The 21,756-nt window shown below is 33.7% G+C and carries 25 protein-coding genes; all 25 read left to right on the top strand.

Annotation, left to right across the window (positions count from 1 at the left end; genetic code table 11):
• Positions 1–35 precede the first annotated feature (35 nt).
• Entirely contained in the window at positions 36–353 is a 318-nt protein-coding gene (gene yajC / locus RWO76_RS00650; RefSeq protein ID WP_314353609.1) for a preprotein translocase subunit YajC, read from the top strand.
• Entirely contained in the window at positions 346–627 is a 282-nt protein-coding gene (locus RWO76_RS00645; protein ID WP_314353607.1) for a post-transcriptional regulator, read from the top strand. Before yajC ends, RWO76_RS00645 begins: the two co-directional genes overlap by 8 nt.
• 297 nt (positions 628–924) lie before the next feature.
• On the top strand, positions 925–3,183 hold the full coding sequence (locus tag RWO76_RS00640; protein ID WP_314353604.1) for a heavy metal translocating P-type ATPase: 2,259 nt from the start codon (positions 925–927) through the stop codon (positions 3,181–3,183).
• Positions 3,184–3,320: 137 nt separating this feature from the next.
• Positions 3,321–3,785, top strand: a complete 465-nt coding sequence (locus RWO76_RS00635) for a MarR family transcriptional regulator (protein WP_314353602.1) — start codon at positions 3,321–3,323, stop codon at positions 3,783–3,785.
• Entirely contained in the window at positions 3,785–4,738 is a 954-nt protein-coding gene (locus tag RWO76_RS00630) for a beta-ketoacyl-ACP synthase III (RefSeq protein WP_314353600.1), read from the top strand. The genes RWO76_RS00635 and RWO76_RS00630 overlap by 1 nt, the downstream gene beginning before the upstream one ends.
• Positions 4,739–4,757: 19 nt before the next feature.
• Entirely contained in the window at positions 4,758–4,988 is a 231-nt protein-coding gene (locus RWO76_RS00625) for an acyl carrier protein (protein WP_314353598.1), read from the top strand.
• Between the two features lie 15 nt (positions 4,989–5,003).
• A complete protein-coding gene (fabK, locus tag RWO76_RS00620; protein WP_006702533.1) occupies positions 5,004–5,963 on the top strand; it encodes an enoyl-[acyl-carrier-protein] reductase FabK in 960 nt (319 codons plus the stop codon).
• A 49-nt stretch (positions 5,964–6,012) separates the two neighbouring features.
• Complete coding sequence (gene fabD / locus RWO76_RS00615) at positions 6,013–6,972, top strand: ACP S-malonyltransferase (RefSeq protein WP_314353595.1); 960 nt, start codon at positions 6,013–6,015, stop codon at positions 6,970–6,972.
• Entirely contained in the window at positions 6,969–7,700 is a 732-nt protein-coding gene (gene fabG / locus RWO76_RS00610) for a 3-oxoacyl-[acyl-carrier-protein] reductase (protein WP_314353593.1), read from the top strand. The genes fabD and fabG overlap by 4 nt, the downstream gene beginning before the upstream one ends.
• Before the next feature lie 12 nt (positions 7,701–7,712).
• Positions 7,713–8,948, top strand: a complete 1,236-nt coding sequence (fabF, locus tag RWO76_RS00605; protein ID WP_314353591.1) for a beta-ketoacyl-ACP synthase II — start codon at positions 7,713–7,715, stop codon at positions 8,946–8,948.
• Positions 8,949–8,951: 3 nt separating this feature from the next.
• Complete coding sequence (gene accB, locus RWO76_RS00600) at positions 8,952–9,440, top strand: acetyl-CoA carboxylase biotin carboxyl carrier protein (RefSeq protein WP_314353589.1); 489 nt, start codon at positions 8,952–8,954, stop codon at positions 9,438–9,440.
• A gap of 10 nt (positions 9,441–9,450) precedes the next feature.
• Positions 9,451–9,882 carry a 3-hydroxyacyl-ACP dehydratase FabZ gene (fabZ, locus tag RWO76_RS00595; protein ID WP_006702538.1) on the top strand — a complete coding sequence of 144 codons (432 nt, stop codon included), beginning with the start codon at positions 9,451–9,453 and terminating at the stop codon, positions 9,880–9,882.
• 3 nt (positions 9,883–9,885) lie between these two features.
• A complete protein-coding gene (gene accC / locus RWO76_RS00590) occupies positions 9,886–11,256 on the top strand; it encodes an acetyl-CoA carboxylase biotin carboxylase subunit (RefSeq protein ID WP_314353588.1) in 1,371 nt (456 codons plus the stop codon).
• Positions 11,257–11,268: 12 nt separating this feature from the next.
• On the top strand, positions 11,269–12,132 hold the full coding sequence (accD, locus tag RWO76_RS00585) for an acetyl-CoA carboxylase, carboxyltransferase subunit beta (protein ID WP_314353587.1): 864 nt from the start codon (positions 11,269–11,271) through the stop codon (positions 12,130–12,132).
• A complete protein-coding gene (gene accA / locus RWO76_RS00580; protein ID WP_314353586.1) occupies positions 12,129–12,896 on the top strand; it encodes an acetyl-CoA carboxylase carboxyl transferase subunit alpha in 768 nt (255 codons plus the stop codon). The genes accD and accA overlap by 4 nt, the downstream gene beginning before the upstream one ends.
• A 160-nt stretch (positions 12,897–13,056) precedes the next feature.
• Positions 13,057–14,118: a Xaa-Pro peptidase family protein gene (locus RWO76_RS00575; RefSeq protein ID WP_314257261.1), complete on the top strand. Its 1,062-nt coding sequence runs from the start codon at positions 13,057–13,059 to the stop codon at positions 14,116–14,118.
• A gap of 126 nt (positions 14,119–14,244) precedes the next feature.
• Positions 14,245–14,643 carry an Asp23/Gls24 family envelope stress response protein gene (locus RWO76_RS00570; RefSeq protein ID WP_314353585.1) on the top strand — a complete coding sequence of 133 codons (399 nt, stop codon included), beginning with the start codon at positions 14,245–14,247 and terminating at the stop codon, positions 14,641–14,643.
• Entirely contained in the window at positions 14,640–15,104 is a 465-nt protein-coding gene (nusB, locus tag RWO76_RS00565; protein WP_006702546.1) for a transcription antitermination factor NusB, read from the top strand. Before RWO76_RS00570 ends, nusB begins: the two co-directional genes overlap by 4 nt.
• 95 nt (positions 15,105–15,199) lie before the next feature.
• Positions 15,200–16,048 (top strand): bifunctional methylenetetrahydrofolate dehydrogenase/methenyltetrahydrofolate cyclohydrolase FolD, encoded by an 849-nt coding sequence (gene folD / locus RWO76_RS00560; RefSeq protein ID WP_314353583.1) that lies wholly within the window; start codon positions 15,200–15,202, stop codon positions 16,046–16,048.
• On the top strand, positions 16,041–17,381 hold the full coding sequence (gene xseA, locus RWO76_RS00555) for an exodeoxyribonuclease VII large subunit (RefSeq protein ID WP_314353582.1): 1,341 nt from the start codon (positions 16,041–16,043) through the stop codon (positions 17,379–17,381). Before folD ends, xseA begins: the two co-directional genes overlap by 8 nt.
• Positions 17,375–17,575, top strand: a complete 201-nt coding sequence (locus RWO76_RS00550; RefSeq protein ID WP_006702549.1) for an exodeoxyribonuclease VII small subunit — start codon at positions 17,375–17,377, stop codon at positions 17,573–17,575. Before xseA ends, RWO76_RS00550 begins: the two co-directional genes overlap by 7 nt.
• An 11-nt stretch (positions 17,576–17,586) precedes the next feature.
• A complete protein-coding gene (locus RWO76_RS00545; protein ID WP_314353581.1) occupies positions 17,587–18,471 on the top strand; it encodes a farnesyl diphosphate synthase in 885 nt (294 codons plus the stop codon).
• Positions 18,472–18,481: 10 nt separating this feature from the next.
• A complete protein-coding gene (locus RWO76_RS00540) occupies positions 18,482–19,309 on the top strand; it encodes a TlyA family RNA methyltransferase (protein ID WP_314353580.1) in 828 nt (275 codons plus the stop codon).
• A gap of 10 nt (positions 19,310–19,319) precedes the next feature.
• The gene (gene recN, locus RWO76_RS00535; protein ID WP_314353579.1) at positions 19,320–21,038 is read left to right on the top strand and encodes a DNA repair protein RecN; all 1,719 of its coding nucleotides are present in this window, start codon (positions 19,320–19,322) and stop codon (positions 21,036–21,038) included.
• Positions 21,031–21,756 carry a glycerophosphodiester phosphodiesterase gene (locus RWO76_RS00530; RefSeq protein WP_314353578.1) on the top strand — a complete coding sequence of 242 codons (726 nt, stop codon included), beginning with the start codon at positions 21,031–21,033 and terminating at the stop codon, positions 21,754–21,756. The genes recN and RWO76_RS00530 overlap by 8 nt, the downstream gene beginning before the upstream one ends.

The raw sequence follows: 21,756 nt of genomic DNA, 5'->3' as shown, positions 1-21,756 counted from the left end.
ACAGTAGTAATACATTAAATGAAGGAGTGTTGAAAATGAGTCAATTAGCATTAATGTTACTTTATATTGTTGCACTAGGAGGAGCTTGGTGGTTCTTTGGTCGTAAAAATCGTGAGCGTACTAAAAAATTACAAGAGCAAATGAATGCTTTGAAAGCTGGGGATCATGTTGTTACCATTGGGGGCTTACATGGAGTTGTCCATTATATTGATACAGTAGATCAAACAGTTGAAATTGATTGTGATGGTGTTTATTTAACATTTGAACGTCGTGCGATTCATCATGTTGTTCCAACAGCTGGAGAAGTAGAAGAAGGTTCAGTAGTGGCAGCTACTAATAGCGACCATGAATAAGCAAGAAGAATTAATGGAAAAGTTTCGTCCTTGGTTAAGTTATAAAATTATTGAATTTATTACTCAGGGATATGAATCGATTTCTAGTTATGATATTGCCACATATTTTGTGACTTATCGTTGGAAGAAGCAGAAGCCTGAAAATTTATTTGAGCAAATTTATCAGTTGAATCAATTAACGATTAATGATTATTTTGATTATGAGTCGATTATGGCTCAAACTTCAACGGAAATGACATTAGATACCATTGATTTGAGTGCTTTGTTAGATTAATATTTATATTTTTATTTGACTTATAAATATAATAGCAAACGGACGCCAGCAGTTTCGCTATGCGAATCTCATGGCTAAAATTTGAGCCTAAGGTCTCAAATTTTCCAGTAATAGAAGCCAGATTGGCTTCTATTACTATTGCTATTATGATAAGTCATTTTTTATTCCCATGGATATGTATAAACGTTTAAAATGTGACTTTTTTAAGTAGTAAAGGATGCTAGAAAAAGTCATTTCTTTTTTTGTTGAAACTTGAATCTTCATGTATAATAGATTCAGTAAGAAAGGTTGTGGAGTATGAAACATCGATTTAAAGCTTTAGAAGAATTTATGGAAGTTTTTAAACTAAAATGGAAACAATTATTGAATCAAAAAACAAATGAAGAAATACATCATCATGAAGAACATTCTCATGATCTTTGTGGACATCATAGTTACAATCATGATTCTCATCATCATTCTCATGAATACGGTGAACATCATAGTCATGATCATGATTCTCATCATCATTCTCATGAACACGGTGAACATCATAGTTACGATCATGATTCTCATCATCATTCTCATGAACACAGTGGACATCATAGTCACGATCATGATTTTCACCATCATTCTCATGAGCAGTGTGAACATCATAGTCACGATCATGATTTTCACCATCATTCTCATGGTCATTGTGGTCATTGTTCCGGTCATCATCATCATGAAATTTCTTGGCAGCGTTGGGCTCTTGCAATTGGTATGTTTGTATTAGCATTGTTTTTAGAAAGTAGTGTAGCTTGGATATCAAATACCTTATTCCTTTTAACAATTGCTTGTATTGGGAAAGAAGTCATTACTGAAGGAATTATGGATACTATTGAGGAAACAAAGCAATTTAAAAAGTTTCGACCAAATGTTCATTTACTAATGACTCTTGCTGCACTTGGTGCGATTTTTATTGGGAAATTTGAAGAAGCAGCAATGCTAATTGTTATCTTTACGATCGCCCATTCACTTGAAGAATATGTAGAAAAGAAAAGTCGTAAAGATATGACTCAATTATTACAATTACAACCAAAATTAGCGTTGAAAAAAATGAATCATGGACACTTTGAAGAAGTAGATGCTTCTTCTTTAGAAATTGGAGATATTATTCAAGTATTGAATGGAAGTCAAATTTCAGCAGATGGAATAATTATTGAAGGAATGTCCTCTATTAATCAAGCTTCTGTAACTGGAGAATCAATTCCAATTGAAAAAGAAGTAGGAAGTGAAGTGTTTGCTGGAACTTTAAATTTAACCCAAACACTGCTCGTTAAGGTTACAAAAAAACAACAAGATAGTGTACTTGGAAAGATTATTACTTTAGTGCAAGAAGCCGGTCAATCATTAACTCGTACAGGTAGTTTCTTAAAAAAATGGGAACCAGTCTATGTCACAATTGTATTAGCTTTATTCCCAGTTGTGTTAGCAATCGGAATTCTATTTTTAAACTGGGATTTCTTAACAGCTTTTTATCGTGGAATGGTTTATTTAATTGCTGTATCTCCATGTGCACTAGCGGCTAGTGCTACACCCGTAACAGTAGCTGCTATTTCTACTTTATCTAGAAAAGGAATCTTTATTAAATCTGGAGCTTCTTTAGAAAAAATGTCTGAAGTTGAAGCGATTGCTTTTGACAAAACTGGTACACTAACAAACGGAACACCGAAAGTTGTGGCCAAAGCGATGGATAAAAATCGTGAATTTGAATTATATTCCATTCTTGTATCGATGGAGAAAAAAGTAAATCATCCATTAGCCTTTGCAATCGTAGAATCTGGATTAGCTTATCGTACTTACTCATTATCTGTTACACCAAAAGTAGGAATTGGATTAGAAGCAACTTACAGAAATCATACGTATCGAGTTGGAAAACCTTCTAGTTTTGCTACATTAGGAAAATATACAGCAATTGTTGAGCAGTGGATGAATGAAGGAAAAACAGTTGTAGTTTTAAGTGAGGATTATTTAGTAGTTGGAGCAGTAGCCCTTTTAGATACTCCGAAAGAAGAGGCAAAACAAGTAATTGATTATTTTAAAGAAGAAAATATTCAAACGATGCTTTTAACGGGAGATTCTATTCAAACCGCTGAGGCAATTGCTAATGAATTAGAAGTGGATGAAGTAAGAGCCAATGTATTACCAGAAGAAAAAGCAAATACTTTAAAAGAATGGTCAACAAAATATCCAACAATTGCAATGGTAGGAGACGGTATTAATGATGCACCAGCATTAGTGAATGCAGAAGTTGGGATTGCAATGGGAAAAGGAACGGATGTTGCAATGGAATCTAGTGATATTGTATTAATGAATAGTCAATTAGATTCTTTAAAAACATTACACAAAGTTTCAAAATTAATGATGACTGTTACAAAGCAGAATTTAATTTTTTCTTTATTGATTGTAATCGTATTAGTGTTATTAAACTTCCTTGGTTGGAGTGATTTAACTCTTGGAGTTATTCTTCATGAAGGAAGTACTGTAGTAGTGCTATTACATGCATTAAGGTTAATAGTTGCACCAATTGAATAATCATGAAAATTTCTCTTTCAAATTCATAGAAATGAAAGAGAAATTTTTTTTGCAAAAAAATGTTTGACATTCAAAGTATTATTTAGTATAGTTTGAATATCAAATGATTTGATATTCAAACTAATTAGGAGAAAGAAATGGAAACAACTCTAGAGAAAATTAATGAGTATTTGGTAGACGTCTTTAACCAAATGCTAGACATTGAAGAATCTTCATTGGCACAAAGCCAATTTAAAGATTTATCCATTAAAGAAATGCATGCAATTGAAGCAATTGGCATGTACCATGAATTCACGACAACAGAAGTTGCCAATACATTAAATGTGACAGTTGGGACGCTAACGGTAGCAGTTAATGCTTTAGTGAAGAAAGGTTATGTTGAACGCTTAAAAGATGCAAAAGATCGACGAATTGTTAGATTAGGTTTAACAAGTAAAGGTCGCCTCTTGTATCGATTACATCGTAAGTTTCATGAAAAATTAGTGAAACGTACGATTGAAGGAATGAACGAGGAAGAAATGGCTATTTTGGTAAAAGGTCTTCATAATTTATATAACTTTTTACACGAAGCCAAAGCTGAAGTTCAAAAAGGAGAGATTTGATGTCCACTGTAAAAGTGATTCATACAAGTTCTTACCTACCAATTCATGAAATAAAAAATGCAGATTGGGAGCTTCAATTAGATACTACAGATGAATGGATTCAAAAAAGAACTGGAATTCAATCAAGACGTTATGCTAGAGAGTTAACAACAAGTGATTTAGCGATAAAAGCTGCTCAAAAGCTTTTAGAAGAGTCTGCAATACATCCAGAAGAAATTGAATTTGTCATCGTAGCAACAATGACTCCTGATTCTATGAGCCCTTCTTGTGCAGCAAAAGTTCAAGGAGCAATTGGCGCCACTAATGCATTTGCATTTGACATTAGTGCAGCTTGTGCAGGATTTGTTTTTGCTCTTTCTACTGGCATTAAGATGCTCTCAGCAAGTCGTTCTAAATACGGTTTAATCATTGGTGCTGAAACTATGTTATCTGTTTTAGATTGGAAAGATCGTTCTACAGCTATTTTATTTGGCGATGGAGCAGGTGCTGTTTTATTAGAAAAAACAGATGATACAACCTTATTTGTTGAAACTTTACGTTCTGATGGCCAAAAAGGAGATGCGTTAGTTTGTGGAGAAAGATTGGAACAACATACAATTTCCACAATGAGAATGGATGGTAGAGGAGTTTTTGAACTCGTTTCAAGGGAAGTTCCAAAAAATATTTCAGAAACTCTAGAAAAAGCTCAAATGAGTGCTGATGATGTAGATTTATATGTACTTCATCAAGCAAATGTTCGATTAATTGAACAAGTTGCAAAAAAATTAAAACAACCAATCGAAAAATTCCCAACAAATCTAGCTAGTGTAGGAAATACTTCGGCAGCAAGTATTCCAATTCTTCTAGATGAATTAGTTCGAAATCAATTGGTCACGATTGGTAGTGGTCAAACATTATTACTAAGTGGCTTTGGTGGCGGATTATCTTGGGGAAGTATGATAATAACAATTTAATTATTTGGAGGAAACAAACATGACATTCGAAAAAATTCAAGAAATTATTACAGATCAATTAGGAAAAGAAAAAGAAGAAGTACAATTATCAACTAGCTTAAAAGATGAGTTAGAAGCAGATAGCTTAGATTTATTCCAAATCATTAATGATATTGAAGATGAATTTGATGTAAAAATCGATACAGAAGATGGATTAGAAACTGTAGAAGATTTAGTAAAATATGTTGATAATCAATTAGCAGAAAAATAATAAGGGATGAGTTATATGGAATCAAAAATTAGTCAATTACTTGGTATCCAGTATCCTATTATTCAAGGTGGAATGGCTTGGGTTGCAAATCCATCTTTAGCAAGTGCAGTATCCAATGCAGGTGGGCTAGGAATTATTGCCTGTGGTCATGCTCCTGGTCCAGTTGTACAAGGATTTATTGATGAAATGAAGCAATTAACGGATAAACCTTTTGGAGTTAATATCATGCTATTAAGTCCTTTCGTAGATGAAGTAGTAGATGTGGTTTGCCAAGCGGGCGTAAAAGTTGTTTGTACTGGTGCTGGAAATCCAGGAAAATATATGGATAAATTTAAAGCTGCTGGTATTATTGTCATCCCAGTAGTAGCTTCTGTAGCTTTAGCAAAACGTATGGAAAAAGCTGGTGCTGACGCTGTCGTCATTGAAGGAATGGAAGCAGGGGGACATATTGGTAAAACAACTACCATTGCTTTATTACCTCAAGTAGTCGATGCTGTAAATATCCCTGTTATCGCAGCTGGTGGTATTGGTGATGGCCGTGGGATGGCAGCTGCATTGATGTTAGGTGCTGAAGCTGTTCAATTAGGAACTAGATTTTTAGTTGCAAAAGAATCTACTGCTCATGATAACTTTAAGCAAGCAGTGATTAAAGCAAAAGATATTGATACAGTAATTACTGGTCAAATTACAGGACATCCAGTTCGTGTATTAAGAAACAAATTAACAAAAATTTATTTACAAGCAGAAAAAGAAGAAACAAGTAAAGAAAATCCTGATTTCGAACGATTAGAGGCTATTGGAAAAGGAGCTCTTAGACGAATAGTTGTTGAAGGAGATACTCAAATGGGATCGATGATGGCAGGACAAATTGCTGGTTTAATTCAAAAAGAAGAAACTTGTAAAGAAATTATTGAAGAATTAATGAGAGATTCAATAAAAACGATTCAAGAACAAATGAAACGTTTTGAAGATTAATTTTTTTTACACAAAATTTATTTTGAACTTCAAAGTATAAGGAGTGCTTATGAAAACGGCTTTTATTTTCCCAGGACAAGGAAGTCAAAAAACTCAAATGGGGTTAGAGTTTCTAGATAATCCTAAGGGTCAAAATTTATTAGAACAAACACAAAAAGTATTAGATTTTTCAGTATTAGAATTATTAGAAGATGAACATTCTACGAAGCTTCATGAAACAAAATATACACAGCCTTTATTATTATTTGTTTCTAAACTTATTTTACGGTTTCTTGAGGAAGAAGGATTTCATCCAGATATCGTTGCCGGTCTATCTCTTGGGGAATATAGTGCATTAATGGCAAGTGGTGCATTAAGTTATGAATCAGCATTGACGCTTGTTTCAAAACGAGGAGAATGGATGCAAGAGGCAGCTAATCAAAATGCTGGTACAATGGCTGCTATTTTGGGATTAGAAGATGAAGTCATTGAAAAGGTATGTAAAGAATTACAAGAACATGGATTATTAGTATCGCCTGCCAATTATAATACACCAGGACAACTAGTAATCGGTGGAAAAAAGGATGCTGTTGAAATAGCAGTAGAAAAATTGAAAGAGCAAGGAGCAAAACGTGCGATTGTTCTTCCCGTAAGTGGAGCTTTTCATACAGAATTAATGAATCCAGCAGCAGAAAAATTTAATGACTTTATAAAAACAATTTCGTTTCAAATACCAAGTATTCCAGTATTAAGTAATGTGACTGGAGTACAACATTCTATTCCGATTAAAGCAGACATATTGACACAACAAATCACTCATTCTGTTAAATGGAAACAAAATGTTGAATGGATGTTAGAACAAGGTGTACGAGTGTTTGTAGAAATTGGACCTGGAAAAAGTTTATCTCAAATGATTAAACAAATTGCCAAAAGTCATTCAATCGAAGTAACTGTACTTCAAACGGAATCAATCAAACAATTGGATCAAACAGTACAAGAATTACGTAGAATGAAAGAGGAGAATATATGAAATTTATCGATAAGACAGTCGTTGTAACGGGAAGTAGAAGAGGAATTGGATTAGGCATTGCATTAGCTTTTGCAAAAGAAGGGGCTAATATTGTCCTAAATGCGACTTCAGAAATTGATCAAGAAGTATTAGAGCTATTTACTCCATATCCAGGAGAAGTTCTAAGTGTTGTTGGTGATATTTCAAAATTTGAGGTTGCTGAAAGTTTAGTGGAACAAACGATTGAGAAGTATTCAAAAATAGATGTATTAATTAATAATGCTGGAATTACTCGTGATGGATTAGTGTTAAAAATGAAAGAAAGAGATTTTGATGATGTCATTGATGTTAATTTAAAAGGTTGTTTCAACTTAATTCGTTTTGCTAGTCCATACATGGTACGTCAAAAATCGGGAAGTATTATTAATATGACAAGTATTGTTGGTATATCTGGTAATGCTGGTCAAGTCAATTATGCTGCAAGTAAAGCAGGAATTATTGGTTTAACGAAATCAGTAGCAAAAGAAATTGGTTCAAGAGGAATTACAGTTAATGCTATCGCACCTGGATATATTGATACTGAAATGACACAAGCACTTCCAGAAAAAATTCGCAAAGAATGGGAAAAACAAATTCCAATGCGTAAATTTGGAACAGTTGAAGATATTGCTGAAGCTTGTTTATATTTAGCCGAACAAAAATATATGACAGGACAAGTATTACAAATTAACGGTGGTTTATATATGTAAAGGAGGAAAAACATGAATCGAGTAGTCATTACAGGAATGGGTGCTATTACACCATTAGGAAATGATATTGCCAGTTTTTGGGATGGATTGAAAAATGGTAAAAATGGAATAGATTTCATAACAAAATTTGATACGAAAGATATTGATGTTCATGTAGCTGCAGAAGTAAAAGGATTTGATCCTACTTTATATATGGACCGAAAAGAAGCAAAGCGAATGGATTTATTTTGCCAATATGGAATTGCGGCAGCGTTACAAGCAGTTGAACATAGTGGAATTACTCATGAAAATACGGATTTTGACCGTTTTGGTGTCATTGTAAGTTCTGGTATCGGTGGTTTACCAACGATGGAACAACAGATCATCAAAATGCATGACAAAGGTCCAACAAGAGTTGCTCCATTATTTGTTCCGATGACAATTGGGAATATGATTGCTGGAAATATTTCAATGAAAACAGGAGCTAGAGGAATTTGTACTTCGATTGTAACAGCTTGTGCAAGTGGGACTCATGCGATTGGTGAAGCTTTCAGAAATATTAAGCACGGTTATTCTGATGTCATTTTAGCTGGTGGTTCAGAAGCAACGATTTGTGAAATTGGAATTGCAGGATTTGCTGCTTTAACAGCATTAAGTAATAGCCAAGATCCAAATGCAGCTTCCATTCCGTTTGATAAAAATCGTAATGGTTTTGTGATGGGGGAAGGTGCAGGAGTTGTTGTTTTAGAAAGTTTAGAACATGCTCAAAAAAGAGGAGCAACGATTTATGCTGAAATCGTTGGTTATGGAGCAACAGCTGATGCTTATCATATGACTGCTCCTACACCAGATGGTAGTGGTGCAGGAAAAGCAATTTTACAGGCTTTGAATGAAGCGCAATTATCTCCAAGTGATGTAGATTATATTAATGCTCATGGAACAAGTACTCCTGCAAATGATTCTTCTGAAGTAACAGCAATTCGTTATGCTTTAAAAGATGCTGCAGATCATGTACATGTTTCAAGTACTAAATCGATGACAGGACATTTATTAGGTGCTGCAGGAGCTATTGAAGCCATTGCATGTATTAAAGCGGTTGGAGAGGACTTTATTCCGCCGACAATTAATGTGAAAGAACAAGATGAAGCATGTTCTGTAAATGTAACAGCACTAACAGGTGTTGCAAAAGAAGTAAATGTTGCCATTAGTAATTCATTAGGATTCGGTGGACATAATGCAGTTTTATGCTTCAAGAAGTGGAAAGGATAATGTATGAATATAGAGGATTTAAAAGCTATTGTTTCGTTATTCGATCATTCAAGTTTAATGGAATTACATTTACAACAAGAAGGAGTAGATCTTCAACTTTCAAAACGAGAAAACTATCCAGTAAGTGGTTCTAAACAAGTTGTTGAAACGATTGAAGAGAAGCCAGTAGTAGTGGTACCTACAAAAGAAATTATTTCTGAAACGGTAGTCACTACAGCTCCTGAAGTTCAAGAAGCAGTTGTAAAAGAAGATTTACAATATATTAAAAGTCCAATTGTGGGGATTGTGTATTTAGCACCATCTCCAGATGATTCTACTTTTGTTCAAGTACAAGATAAAGTTCAAGTTGGACAACCAGTATGTATTATTGAAGCCATGAAAATTATGAATGAAATTACTGCAGAAATTTCTGGTGAAGTTGTAGAAATACTTGTAGAAAATGGACAAATGGTAGATTACGGGCAAGAATTATTTGCTATTAAGAAAAATTAGGAGGGTTATTATGAGTGTAATGACAGTAACAGATGTAATGAAATTAATTCCAAATCGTTTTCCAATTTTATATATTGACCGAGTAGAAGAATTAATTCCAGGTGAGCACGTAGTGGCTACTAAAAATGTAACGTATAATGAGCATGTTTTCCAAGGACATTTTCCTGGAGAACCTGTATTACCAGGAGTTTTAATTGTGGAAGCTTTAGCACAAGCTGGGTCAATTCCATTATTATCATTAGAAAGTTTTAAAGGAAAAACCGCATATTTAGGTGGTTTAAATCATGTGAAATTTAGAAAAAAAGTAACACCAGGAGATGTTTTAACCCTTCAAGTGGATATCCTTAAATTAAAAGAATATGCAGGAATTGGTAAAGCAAAAGCCTTTGTAGATGGTAAAGTTGTGTGTGAAGCGGAGTTAACCTTTATTATTGGTAGGTAAGATATGTTTAAAAGAATTTTAATTGCGAATCGAGGAGAAATTGCTTGTCGATTGATTCGTGCATGTAGAGAACTTAATATTGAAACGGTAGCTGTGTATTCTCAGGCTGATTCTGAAGCACTACATGTACAATTAGCAGATTATGCGGTTTGCATAGGTAAAAATATTAGTAAAGAATCTTATTTGAATGTTGAAAATATTTTAAGTGCAGCTGTATTAACTGGATCACAAGCGATTCATCCAGGTTTTGGTTTTTTATCGGAAAATCCTAAATTTGCAAAAATGTGTGAAGAATGTCAGGTGAAATTCATTGGACCTAGCGCACATGTCATTCAAATGATGGGGGATAAAGCACAAGCTCGTAAACAAATGATGAAAGCAGGAGTTCCCGTTATACCAGGTAGTGATGGGGTAGTTCCAACGGTTGAAGAAGGATTAAAAATTGCAGAAAAAATTGGATTTCCTCTTTTAATTAAAGCTGTCGCAGGTGGTGGCGGAAAAGGAATTCGTAAAGTTCAAAGTCTAGAAGAGTTTGAAAAACAATTTTTAGCAGCTCAACAAGAAGCGCTTCAAGCATTTGGAAATGAAGAAGTGTATATAGAGCGAATTATTTATCCTGCTAAACATATTGAGTTTCAAATTTTAGCAGATTCTCATGGCAATGTTATTCATTTAGGGGAACGTGATTGTTCTTTACAAAGAAAAAATCAAAAAATTATAGAAGAAGCACCAAGTCCTTATTTAGATGAGGAATTACGTGAAAAAATGGGGAAAGCAGCTGTGTTAGCAGCAAAATCAGTAAGCTATGAAAATGCTGGAACGATTGAATTTTTAGTGGATCAGGATAAAAATTTCTATTTTATGGAGATGAATACTCGTATTCAAGTAGAACATCCAATTACAGAAATGATAACAGGCATTGATTTAGTAGAATGGCAATTAAAAGTAGCATATGGCGAAAGATTAAACTTTAATCAAGATGAGATTAAAATTAATGGACACTCTATCGAATGTCGTTTAAATGCAGAATGTCCAAGAGAAAACTTTAGACCTGCACCAGGAACGATTGAAGTCTTACATCAACCAAATGGTGGTCTAGGTGTCAGAATAGAGTCAGCCTTATATGCTGGGTATAAAATTCCACCATTTTATGATTCTATGTTATCAAAATTAATTGTCCATGCACCAAGTAGAACTCAAGCTATTTTAAAAATGGAACGAGTACTACAAGAATTAGTAGTTGAAGGCGTTGAGACGAATAAGGAATTTTTACAAGATTTATTGCAATCAACTTTTTTTGAAAGAGGAGATTATACGACAAATGTTGTAGAAGAAAAATTCTTACCAGAATGGTTTAATAAGTCTCGTCCATAAAGGAGTGATTAAATGGGTTTATTTAAAAAACGTCCTTATATTTCATTAAAACAGACTCCTGTTGATGTAGTAGAATCTGAAAAAGCTCCAATGATTCCAGACGGGAAATGGATTCAATGCCCTCAATGTCAAAAAACGGTTTATTTGGATGATATTGGGGAATTTCAAATTTGTCCAAATTGTGATTATCATTTTAGATTAACACCAAAACAAAGAATTTCTATTATGACAGATGAATTTGAAGAGTGGTTTGTTGACGAACAAATGAAAGTAGCAGTCGATTTCCCAGGTTATGACTTAAAACAGAAAAAAGCACGACAGACTACAGGAGAAGAAGAAGCTGTAACTGTTGGGCTTGCAAAAATTAATCACTTACCATTTGTTTTAGCGATTATGAATCCTTATTTTATGATGGGTTCAATGGGACAAGTAGTTGGTGAGAAACTTACTTTAGCCTTTGAAGAAGCAACGAAGAGAAAACTTCCAATTATAGTTTGCACAGCTTCTGGGGGTGCTAGAATGCAAGAAGGAATTTATTCATTAATGCAAATGGCAAAAATTAGTGCAGCAGTACAAGCGCATCACTTAGCAGGATTATTGTACATCACGGTATTAACAGATCCTACAACAGGTGGTGTAACAGCAAGTTTTGCGATGCAAGGGGATATTATTATTAGTGAACCAAAAGCGATTGTAGGATTTGCGGGTAAACGTGTTATAGAGCAAACGATGAAAGAAAAGTTACCGGATGATTTCCAACAAGCCGAAACTGTACAGGCAAATGGATTTATTGATGCTATCATTCATCGTACTCAGTTAAAAGAAACATTAAAAACTCTTTTAAGTCTACATTCTTTAGAGGAGGAATTCAGATGAAACCAATGAAAATCGTCCAAAAAGCACGTGATATTAATCGTGCAACCACTAAAGAATGGATTGACGAAATTTTCGATGACTTTATCGAATTAAAAGGAGATCGTTTTTTTGCAGATGATGCTGCCATTATTGGAGGAATTGCTCGTTTAAAAGAGATTCCAGTTACAGTCATTGGAATGCAAAAAGGACATACTTTAAAAGAAAATATTGAGCGTAACTTTGGACAAGTTCATCCAGAAGGTTATCGAAAAAGTTTAAGATTAATGAAACAAGCTGAAAAATTTAATCGTCCAATTATTACCATGATTAATACAGCTGGCGCTTTTTGTGGTAAAAGCGCTGAAGATAGAGGGATTGGGGAAGCCATTGCTAAAAATCTTCAAGAGATGAGTCATTTAACTGTTCCGGTTATTGCCATTTTAATGGGTGAAGGTGGAAGTGGAGGAGCTATTGCATTAGCTGTAGCTAATGAAGTTTGGATGATGGAATATGCCATCTATTCAATTTTATCTCCAGAAGGATTTGCTTCAATTTTGTGGAAAGATAGTTCAAAAGCAGAACAAGCAAGTGAATTAATGAAGTTTACAAGTAAGGAATTATTCGAAGAAGGAATTGTTGATAAAATTATTTTAGAGAAAAACCGTTCGTTTAAAAAAATAGCGACTGAACTTCAAACTTCATTATTGGCATCTTTAAAAGAATGGCGTACCAAATCAAAGGAAGAACTAGTAAGTCAACGCTTAGAAAAATTTAGAAAATTTTAAAATGACGAACGACAACTATGACATTTTGTTATAGTTGTTTTTTATTTAAGTGAATCAAATTTAGGTTAACCTAAAAGTTTATTTTTTTCTTAAAAATCATGTATATTATTGAGTTTTTTTGTTATACTAGGTTACACAAAAGATTTTGGAAGGTGATTATATGATTAGAGTTGAAAAAGTAAGAAATGCAATGAAGGATTTAGAAATTGATGGATTAATTGTTTATAGTCCATATAATTTACGTTACTTAGCGAATTTTACAGGTACAACAGGTTTTTCATTAATTACATTAAATGAAGCATATTTTGTAACAGATGCTCGATATACTCAACAAGCTCAAAAACAAGCACAAGGATTTACAGTGATTGAACATAAAACAGGTTGGTTAGGTGTATTCCGTGAATTAATTGAAAAACATGGACTAAAACATGTTGGGTTTGAAGCAGACCACTTATCTGTTTCAATGTTAGAAGTTTTTGAAGATGAATTTGATACAGATTTAGTTCCAACTCAAGGATTAGTAGAAAAAATTCGTGAAATTAAAGATGAAGCTGAAATTCAAACGATTCGTAAAGCTTGTTCGATTTCTGATGCAGCCTTTTTACATATTTTAAATGTGCTAAAAGCAGGAATGAGTGAAATTGAAGTAGCAAATGAATTAGATTTCTTCATGAGAAAACAAGGCGCATCTGGTGTTTCATTTGATACAATTATTGCTAGTGGTGTTCGTTCTTCAATGCCTCATGGTGTTGCTAGTGAAAAATTAATCGAAACTGGTGATTTAGTAACATTAGACTTTGGATGTTACTATCAAGGTTATGTTTCTGATATGACTCGTACAATTGCTGTAGGAGAACCAACAGATCAATTAAAAGAAATTCATGATGTTGTATTACAAGCTCAATTATTAGTAAGTGCAGCAGCAGGACCAGGTAAAACTGGAGTAGAATTAGATAAAATTGCTCGTGACTATATCGCAAGTAAAGGATATGGCGAATACTTCACGCACTCAACTGGACATGGTATTGGTTTAGAAATTCATGAAGCTCCAAATGTAAGTCGTTTAGCGACTCAAGCGTTTGTTCCTGGAAATGTGATTACAAATGAACCAGGTATTTATATTCCAGGCGTTGGTGGCGTTCGTATTGAAGATGATATTATTATTACACCAACTGGTGGAGAAGTGATTCAACAAGTTCCACGTGAATTGATTATTTTATAAGATACTACCTTGTGAGTTGTGATAGAACAAAAATCATGGTAAACTGTAGAAGAGAGTGAAGATCATGATTCGTGATGCTCATTGAGACAGATAGCGATTCAGAATCTTTGTAAAAGGAGGTTCATTATGGAAAAATATTCAAATCAAACAGCCGTTTTAGGTGCTATTGAAATTGCCCCTGAAGTGATTGAGAGCATTGCAGGAATTGTTGCTTCTAAAGTCGAAGGATTCCATCCTTTATCAGGAATTATTAAAACAAGTGTGAATACACTTTTTGGACGTGAAGAATTAGCAAAAGGTGCTTATTTAACCCAAGAACAAGGTGAATTTATTCTTGATGTGTACGGTAATGTGGATTATGGAGTATCTATTCCAAAATTAGCATTATTATTACAAAATAAAATTAAAGAACAATTATTATTTAGTTGTGAACTAGAAATTTCTCAAGTAAATATTCATGTTCAAACAATTATTCCAGCAAAAAATGTAGATTCTAAAATTTTTGAATTGGGGGATGAAGAGTGAGTCGTAACCCATTAAAAAGACGTGCACTACGTATTATTGCTATTCAAGCTTTGTATCAAATGGATATTTGTAAAGATTTATCAGAATTTGATGCTGTTCGCTTAGCATTAGACGTATTGCATGATGAACAATCATTTGATGAAGAAGTATATTCTAATGAAGCGTTATTAGATGAGTTCCCAGAAATTCATTATTCATTAGATTTAATACAAGGGGTTCAAAACCAATTAGAAGAGATTGATGCTTTAATTTCCTCACATTTAAAAGGATGGGAATTAAATAGAATCGTTCGCTTAGATTTAATGATTATGCGTGTAGCAGTTTGCGAAATGCGTTCGCCTGAATTGGAAGTTCCTCAAACAGTTGCATTGAATGAAGCAATTGAAATTGCAAAATTATATAGTGATGAAAAATCAGCGAAATTTATTAATGGTGTCTTATCAAACTTTGTTGAAGGGTAAGTCAGTATAGGAGGTTGAGCAAGAAGGCGCTCCGAAGCAATGATTTGCTTCCAGGAACACTTTTTGCTCAATTTTTTATTTAAAGGAGTGAGTAAATGGCGATTGTATTAGATGGTAAAAGTTTAGCCTTAAAAATTCGTCAAGAATTGAAACAAAAAGTAGAAGAACAGGCAGTAAAACCCGGTTTAGTCGTATTATTAGTAGGAGAAGATCCTGCTAGTCAAATTTATGTACGCAATAAAGAACGTGCTGCAAATGAAGCGGGCTTTCATTCGGTTGTTGAAAGATTACCTGAGACTACTAATCAAGAAGAGTTATTAGAAAAAATTAAAACACTAAATGAAGATGATGCTATTCATGGAATTTTAGTTCAATTACCATTACCAAAACAGATTGATAGCCAGACAGTATTAGAAGCCATTATTCCCGAAAAAGATGTAGATGGCTTCCATCCTGTAAATTTAGGAAAATTACTTCAAAAAGATGAAAGTATTGTCCCATGTACGCCAAAAGGAATCATTCGATTATTAGAAGAGTATGAAATTGACCTTACTGGAAAAGAAATGGTTGTAATTGGGCAAAGTACCATTGTTGGTCGTCCAATGGCTTTATTGGGCTTAAATCGTGGGGCAACAGTAACCGTTTGTCATAGTCGAACAAAAGATTTAGAGAAACAAATTGCTCGTGCAGATATTATTATTAGTGCGGTTGGAAAACCAAATTTAGTTTTGAGAGAGCATGTGAAAAAAGATGCTGTCATCATTGATGTGGGCATTAACCGATTAGAATCTGGCAAACTCGTTGGAGATGTCGATTTTGATGGGGTTAAAGATTTAGCTAGTGCCATTACTCCAGTACCAGGGGGAGTTGGTCCAATGACCATTGCGATGTTATTAGAGCAGACATATCTTAATGCATGTAAGAGGGAAAACATTTATGAGTGAAGAATATGTAACAGTCTCGGCATTAACAAAATATATAAAATATAAATTTGATAAAGATCCTCATCTTGGAAGAGTATATCTAACTGGGGAAATTTCAAATTTTCGTTTACGTCCGACTCACCAGTATTTTAGTTTAAAAGATGAAAATGCCATTATTTCTGCCACAATGTTCCAATCTGCCTTTAAAAAAATTCAATTCCGTCCTGAAGAAGGGATGAAAGTATTAGTGATTGGTAAAGTTTCTGTTTTTGAAAAATCAGGACAGTACCAAATTAATATTGAGCATATGGAACCGGATGGAGTTGGGGCTCTTTATTTAGCCTATGAACAATTGAAAAAGAAATTAGAAGCTGAAGGTTTATTTTCTCTTCCTAAAAAGCCAATCCCTCAATTCCCTAAAAAAATTGCGATTTTAACGAGTGAATCAGGTGCGGTTATTCAAGATATTCAAACAACAGTGGCTCGAAGATTTCCTATTGTTCAATTAGTCTTATATCCAACAGTTGTACAAGGAGTTCATGCAGTCAATAGTATTTTGAAAAATTTAGACTTAGTAGAACAAGAAGATTATGATGTTGTCATTATTGGACGTGGTGGTGGATCGATTGAGGACTTGTGGGCGTTTAATGAGGAGCCTGTTGTAAGAAGAGTCGCTGAGTTGTCGATTCCAGTTATTTCAAGTGTAGGGCATGAAACAGATACTACTTTAATTGACTTTGTATCTGATATGAGAGCTGCCACTCCAACGGCTGCTGCAGAAATTGCAACGCCTGTTTTAATGGAAATTCATCAACAATTGAGAAATTTGCAAACACGTCTGGAACAAGCATTATCTCGACAATTACAAATCAAACGAGAAAGAATGCAAGCATTAGCGAATGCAAGTATTTTTCAAAATCCAGAAAGGATTTATCAAGTCTATCAACAGCGAGTGGATCAATTAGAAATGCGATTGCAGCAAATGATGCAACAAAGTGTTCAGCATAAACGTCAGCAATTAGTAAAAAATCAACATCGTTTAGAATTAGGTTCACCAAGTAGAAGAGTACAAACGGAAAAACAAGCACTTCAATATTTAGCAAAACGATTAGAACAAGCACAAGGTCAATTGATGAAGGATAAAAAACAACAATTCCAAAGAGCGATTCAGCAATTAGACTTATTAAGTCCATTAAAAATTATGAATCGTGGGTATGGGATTTTACAACAAGAGGAAACAATTATTAAAAGTGTTGACCAGTTAGAAGTAAATCAAGAATTAACAATTCAATTAGTCGATGGAACAGTTCGTTCTAAAGTGACTTCTGTAGAGAAAGGAAATCAATTATGGTAAAGAAAGAGAAAAAATTTGAAGAAGCAATGAGTGAATTAGAACAAATTGTACAGCAATTAGAAAGAGGAGATGTTCCTTTAGACGAAGCCATTGCAAAGTTTCAAGAAGGAATGGCTCTAAGTCAATATTGTAATGAAACATTAACAAAAGCAGAAGAAACAGTCAGCAAAATGATTGTTGTAAAAGAAGATTAATGGAGTAACTCATGAGTGAAATGATTTCATATTGGCAACAAGAAATAGAAAACTATTTATTAACTCGAATAGAGGAGATTCCTAATATTTCAACAAGTTTGAGAGAAGCGATGCTGTATGCTTGTAGTAGTGGTGGAAAGAGAATTCGTCCATTATTAGTACTTTTAATCAGTCATTTAGAAGAAGTAGAACTTCAAAAAGTGTTACCAGTTGCAGCTTCTATTGAAATGATTCATACGTATTCATTAATTCATGATGACTTACCAGGGATGGATAATGATGATTATCGTCGTGGTAAGTTAACGGTTCATAAGCAATTTGATGAAGCAACTGCCATTTTAGCAGGTGATGCTTTATTAACACTAGCATTCGAAGAATTAGCTCAATGTCAATTATCTGATGTAAAAAAAGTTCGAGCTATCCAAGTTTTAGGGTCAGCTTCTGGAGCTAGTGGTATGATTACAGGTCAAATGAGAGATATTGCAAGTGAACATCAAGAAATTACATTAGAGCAACTCAAACAAATTCATGCAGATAAAACAGGACAATTATTATTAGCTGCGATTCGTTTAGGCTTACTCGTTTTAGAGGATGCGACACCTTATGAAGAAGCTCTTTTAAAATTTGGCGTGCATTTTGGCTTAGCTTTTCAAATTCAAAATGACTTACAAGATGTTTGCTGGGATTCTGAAAAAACAGGTAAAATTACTGGACAAGATGCAGCATTAGAAAAAAATACGTATCCTAGCATTTTAGGAATTGATGGAGCAAAACTTGCCTTAGAACAAGAAATCAACCAGGCAAAACAAGCAATTCTATCTATTTCAAATGAAACAACGGTTCAAAGACAAGTACAAGAAATATTTATAAAAATTCTCTCATATGTAGAGATTTAAAGGAGAAAGAATGGAAAAAGAACGAGTAGACCTTCTAGTCGTACAACAAGGATTGACAGATTCTAGGGAAAAAGCGAAAAGACTTGTCATGGCAGGACAAATTGTCGATGCTGTGAAACATATTCGCTATGATAAACCTGGCGAAAAAATTCCGATTACAACTGAACTTTATATTAAAGGAGAAACACTTCGCTACGTTTCAAGAGGTGGATTGAAATTAGAAAAAGCACTCGCAACTTTTGATGTAAGTGTAGAAGGTAAAATCTTATTAGATATTGGTGCTTCAACAGGTGGCTTTACAGATGCAGCTCTGCAACATGGAGCTGTATTAAGCTATGCATTAGATGTTGGATATAATCAATTAGATTATAAACTAAGACAGGACGAACGAGTAGAAGTTATGGAAAGAGTGAATTTCCGCTTTAGTAAACCAGAAGATTTTACAAAAGGAAAACCTCAAGTAGCATCGATTGATGTTTCATTTATTTCTTTAAAATTAATTTTACCACCATTAAAAGATATTTTAGAGATAGATGGTGACGTTCTTGTACTCATTAAACCACAGTTTGAAGCTGGAAGAGAACGTATTGGGAAAAAAGGGATTGTTAGTGATCCAAAAGTTCATCAAGATGTATTAGAAGAAATTTTAGAGTATTGCGAACAAATTGGTTTTTCTGTAAATCAGCTTACTTTCTCTCCAATTACGGGTGGAAGTGGTAATATCGAGTTTTTAGCACATCTACAATTACATGAAACCGTTACTTCCTCTTATGATTGGAAGACTGGTATTCAAACAGTTGTGAAAGAAGCTCATCAACAATTAAAAAATCTAAAATAGAGGTGGAACGATGATTCAAGAATTGTTTATTAAAAATTTTGCAATTATTGAAGAAGTTCGCTGCCAATTTGAAAAAGGCATGACGGTATTAACTGGGGAAACAGGTGCAGGTAAATCAATTATTATTGATGCAGTAGGATTACTCGCTGGAGAACGTGCTAGTTTAGAAATGATTCGATATGGCAGTGAAAAAGCGACAATTCAAGCAGTTTTTACTATTGACTCAGAAGAAACAAGAAGAAAAATTGAAGCATTAGGCATTGAAATCGAAAATGATGAAATGATGATTCAACGTGAATTATATCAAACAGGTAAATCTACTTGTCGTATTAATGGACAAATGGTTACTGTTTCATTATTAAAACAAGTTGGACCTTATTTGATTGATATTCATGGGCAAAATGAACATTTCTTATTATTAAATGAAGAGCATCATTTAAGTCTTTTAGATGCATATGCAGGACAAAAATTACAACCTTTAAAAGACGATTATACTCAGTATTATGAACATTTTTGTAGTATTCAAGAGCAATTAAGAAAGTTACAAACTGCTGAAAAAGAAGATGCTCAAAAAATTGATTTATTAAAATTCCAAGTAGAAGAAATTGAATTATCAAATATTTATATAGGAGAAGAGGAAGAATTAGTTCAAGAAAAAGAATATTTTACTCATTTCCAAAAAATTCAAGAGCACTTAATGTCCGCTTTATCTATGTTACAAACGGAAGAATATTCTGCAGTAGATGCCATTAGTCAAGCTTCTCAAGAAATAGGATTTTTACAAGGTATTGGAGAAAATTACCAACAATTGTATCAGCAATTACAAGAATCTTATTATCAATTACAAGATGCCGTTTCTCATATGAGTCAAGAATTAGATCATGCAGAATATGATGAAGAAAGATTAGCCTATATTGAAGAACGTTTAGATGTTTATTATCAGTTAAAACGTAAATATGGAGATAATGCAGAGGAAATATTAGAATTCCAAGCACAAGCACAAGCTCAATTAAATCAAATTGAAAATAAAGAAAGTATTATTGAAACTTTAATTCAAGAAAAAGCACAAATCGAACAAAAAGCAAAACAAGTGGCACATGAATTAACGCAGCAAAGACAAGAAATTGCCCTTGAATTAGCGAAAAAAATAGAAACACAGTTACATGAATTATATATGGAACAAGCCATTTTTGAAATTCGTGTCCAACCAAGTGAACAATTACTTGAAACGGGGATGGATGAAGTCTACTTCTATATTTCAACGAATAAAGGTGAACCAGTTAAACCATTACAAAAAATTGTATCTGGTGGGGAATTATCTAGAATTACCCTTGCTATGAAAACTATTTTTGTACGTAAACATGGAGTGGGAACGATTGTATTTGATGAGGTAGATACAGGAGTGAGTGGACGAGTAGCTCAAGCAATTGCGAATAAAATGCATTATATTTCGGAATTTGCCCAAGTATTATGTATCACTCATTTACCACAGGTGGCAAGTATTGCGGGAGTTCATATTTTTATTGAAAAAATGGAAAAGGATGATCGTACTCGTACGACTCTTACAACATTAGAAGAAGACAAACGTATCGAAGAAATTGGTCGTATGTTGTCAGGAGAAGAAATGACAGCATTAACCAAACAACATGCAGCAGAATTGATTGCATTGTCTGGGAAGATTCGTCAACAAAATAAAGTTCAAAAGAAACAGGTGATTGCAAATGACTAAAATTTTTGCACATAGAGGAAGTAGAGGAACTCATCCAGAAAATACATTAGCTGCTTTTCAAGAGGCAGTACGTGTTCATAGTGATGGGATTGAATTAGATGTTCATGTTTCAAAAGATGGAGAATTAGTCGTGATTCATGATGAAACAGTGGATCGTACGACGAATGGTAGTGGTTTAATTCAAGATTTAACAGTAGAAGATATTCAAGCATTAGATGCAGGAAGTTGGTTTCATGCATCATTTACTGGAGAAAAAATTCCGACATTAGAAGAAGTTTTCCAGTTGTTAAAGGAATTGAATTTCAAAGGTGAATTAAATATTGAATTAAAAACGGATCAAATTGAATATGCAGGAATTGTTGAAAAATGTGTGGCATTACAAGAAAAAATACAACCAAATTTTGCGATTATTTATTCTAGTTTTAATCCGAGAAGTATTATTCAAATGAAACAATTACGACCGAATCAAGAAATTGCCTTTTTATATGAAACGGTAGAAATGGCAAATTTTGTATTTGAAGAAGTGAATTTTGAAGCTGTTCATCCGGACTATCGCTTATTAAAAGAAGCTTTTGAGATTCATTCACAATATCCAAAACGTGTATGGACAGTCAATCAAGAAGAAGAGATGAACCATTGTTTTGAGCTTCATGTAGAAGCAATTTTTACAGATTATCCACAAAAAGCACTAGAGCTTCGAGGTGAAATAAAGGAGTAA

The organism is uncultured Granulicatella sp. (assembly GCF_963521425.1).
Taxonomy (GTDB): domain Bacteria; phylum Bacillota; class Bacilli; order Lactobacillales; family Aerococcaceae; genus Granulicatella.
The sequence above is the reverse complement of the archived record's forward strand: the minus strand, read 5'-3'. Positions and strand labels throughout refer to the sequence as shown.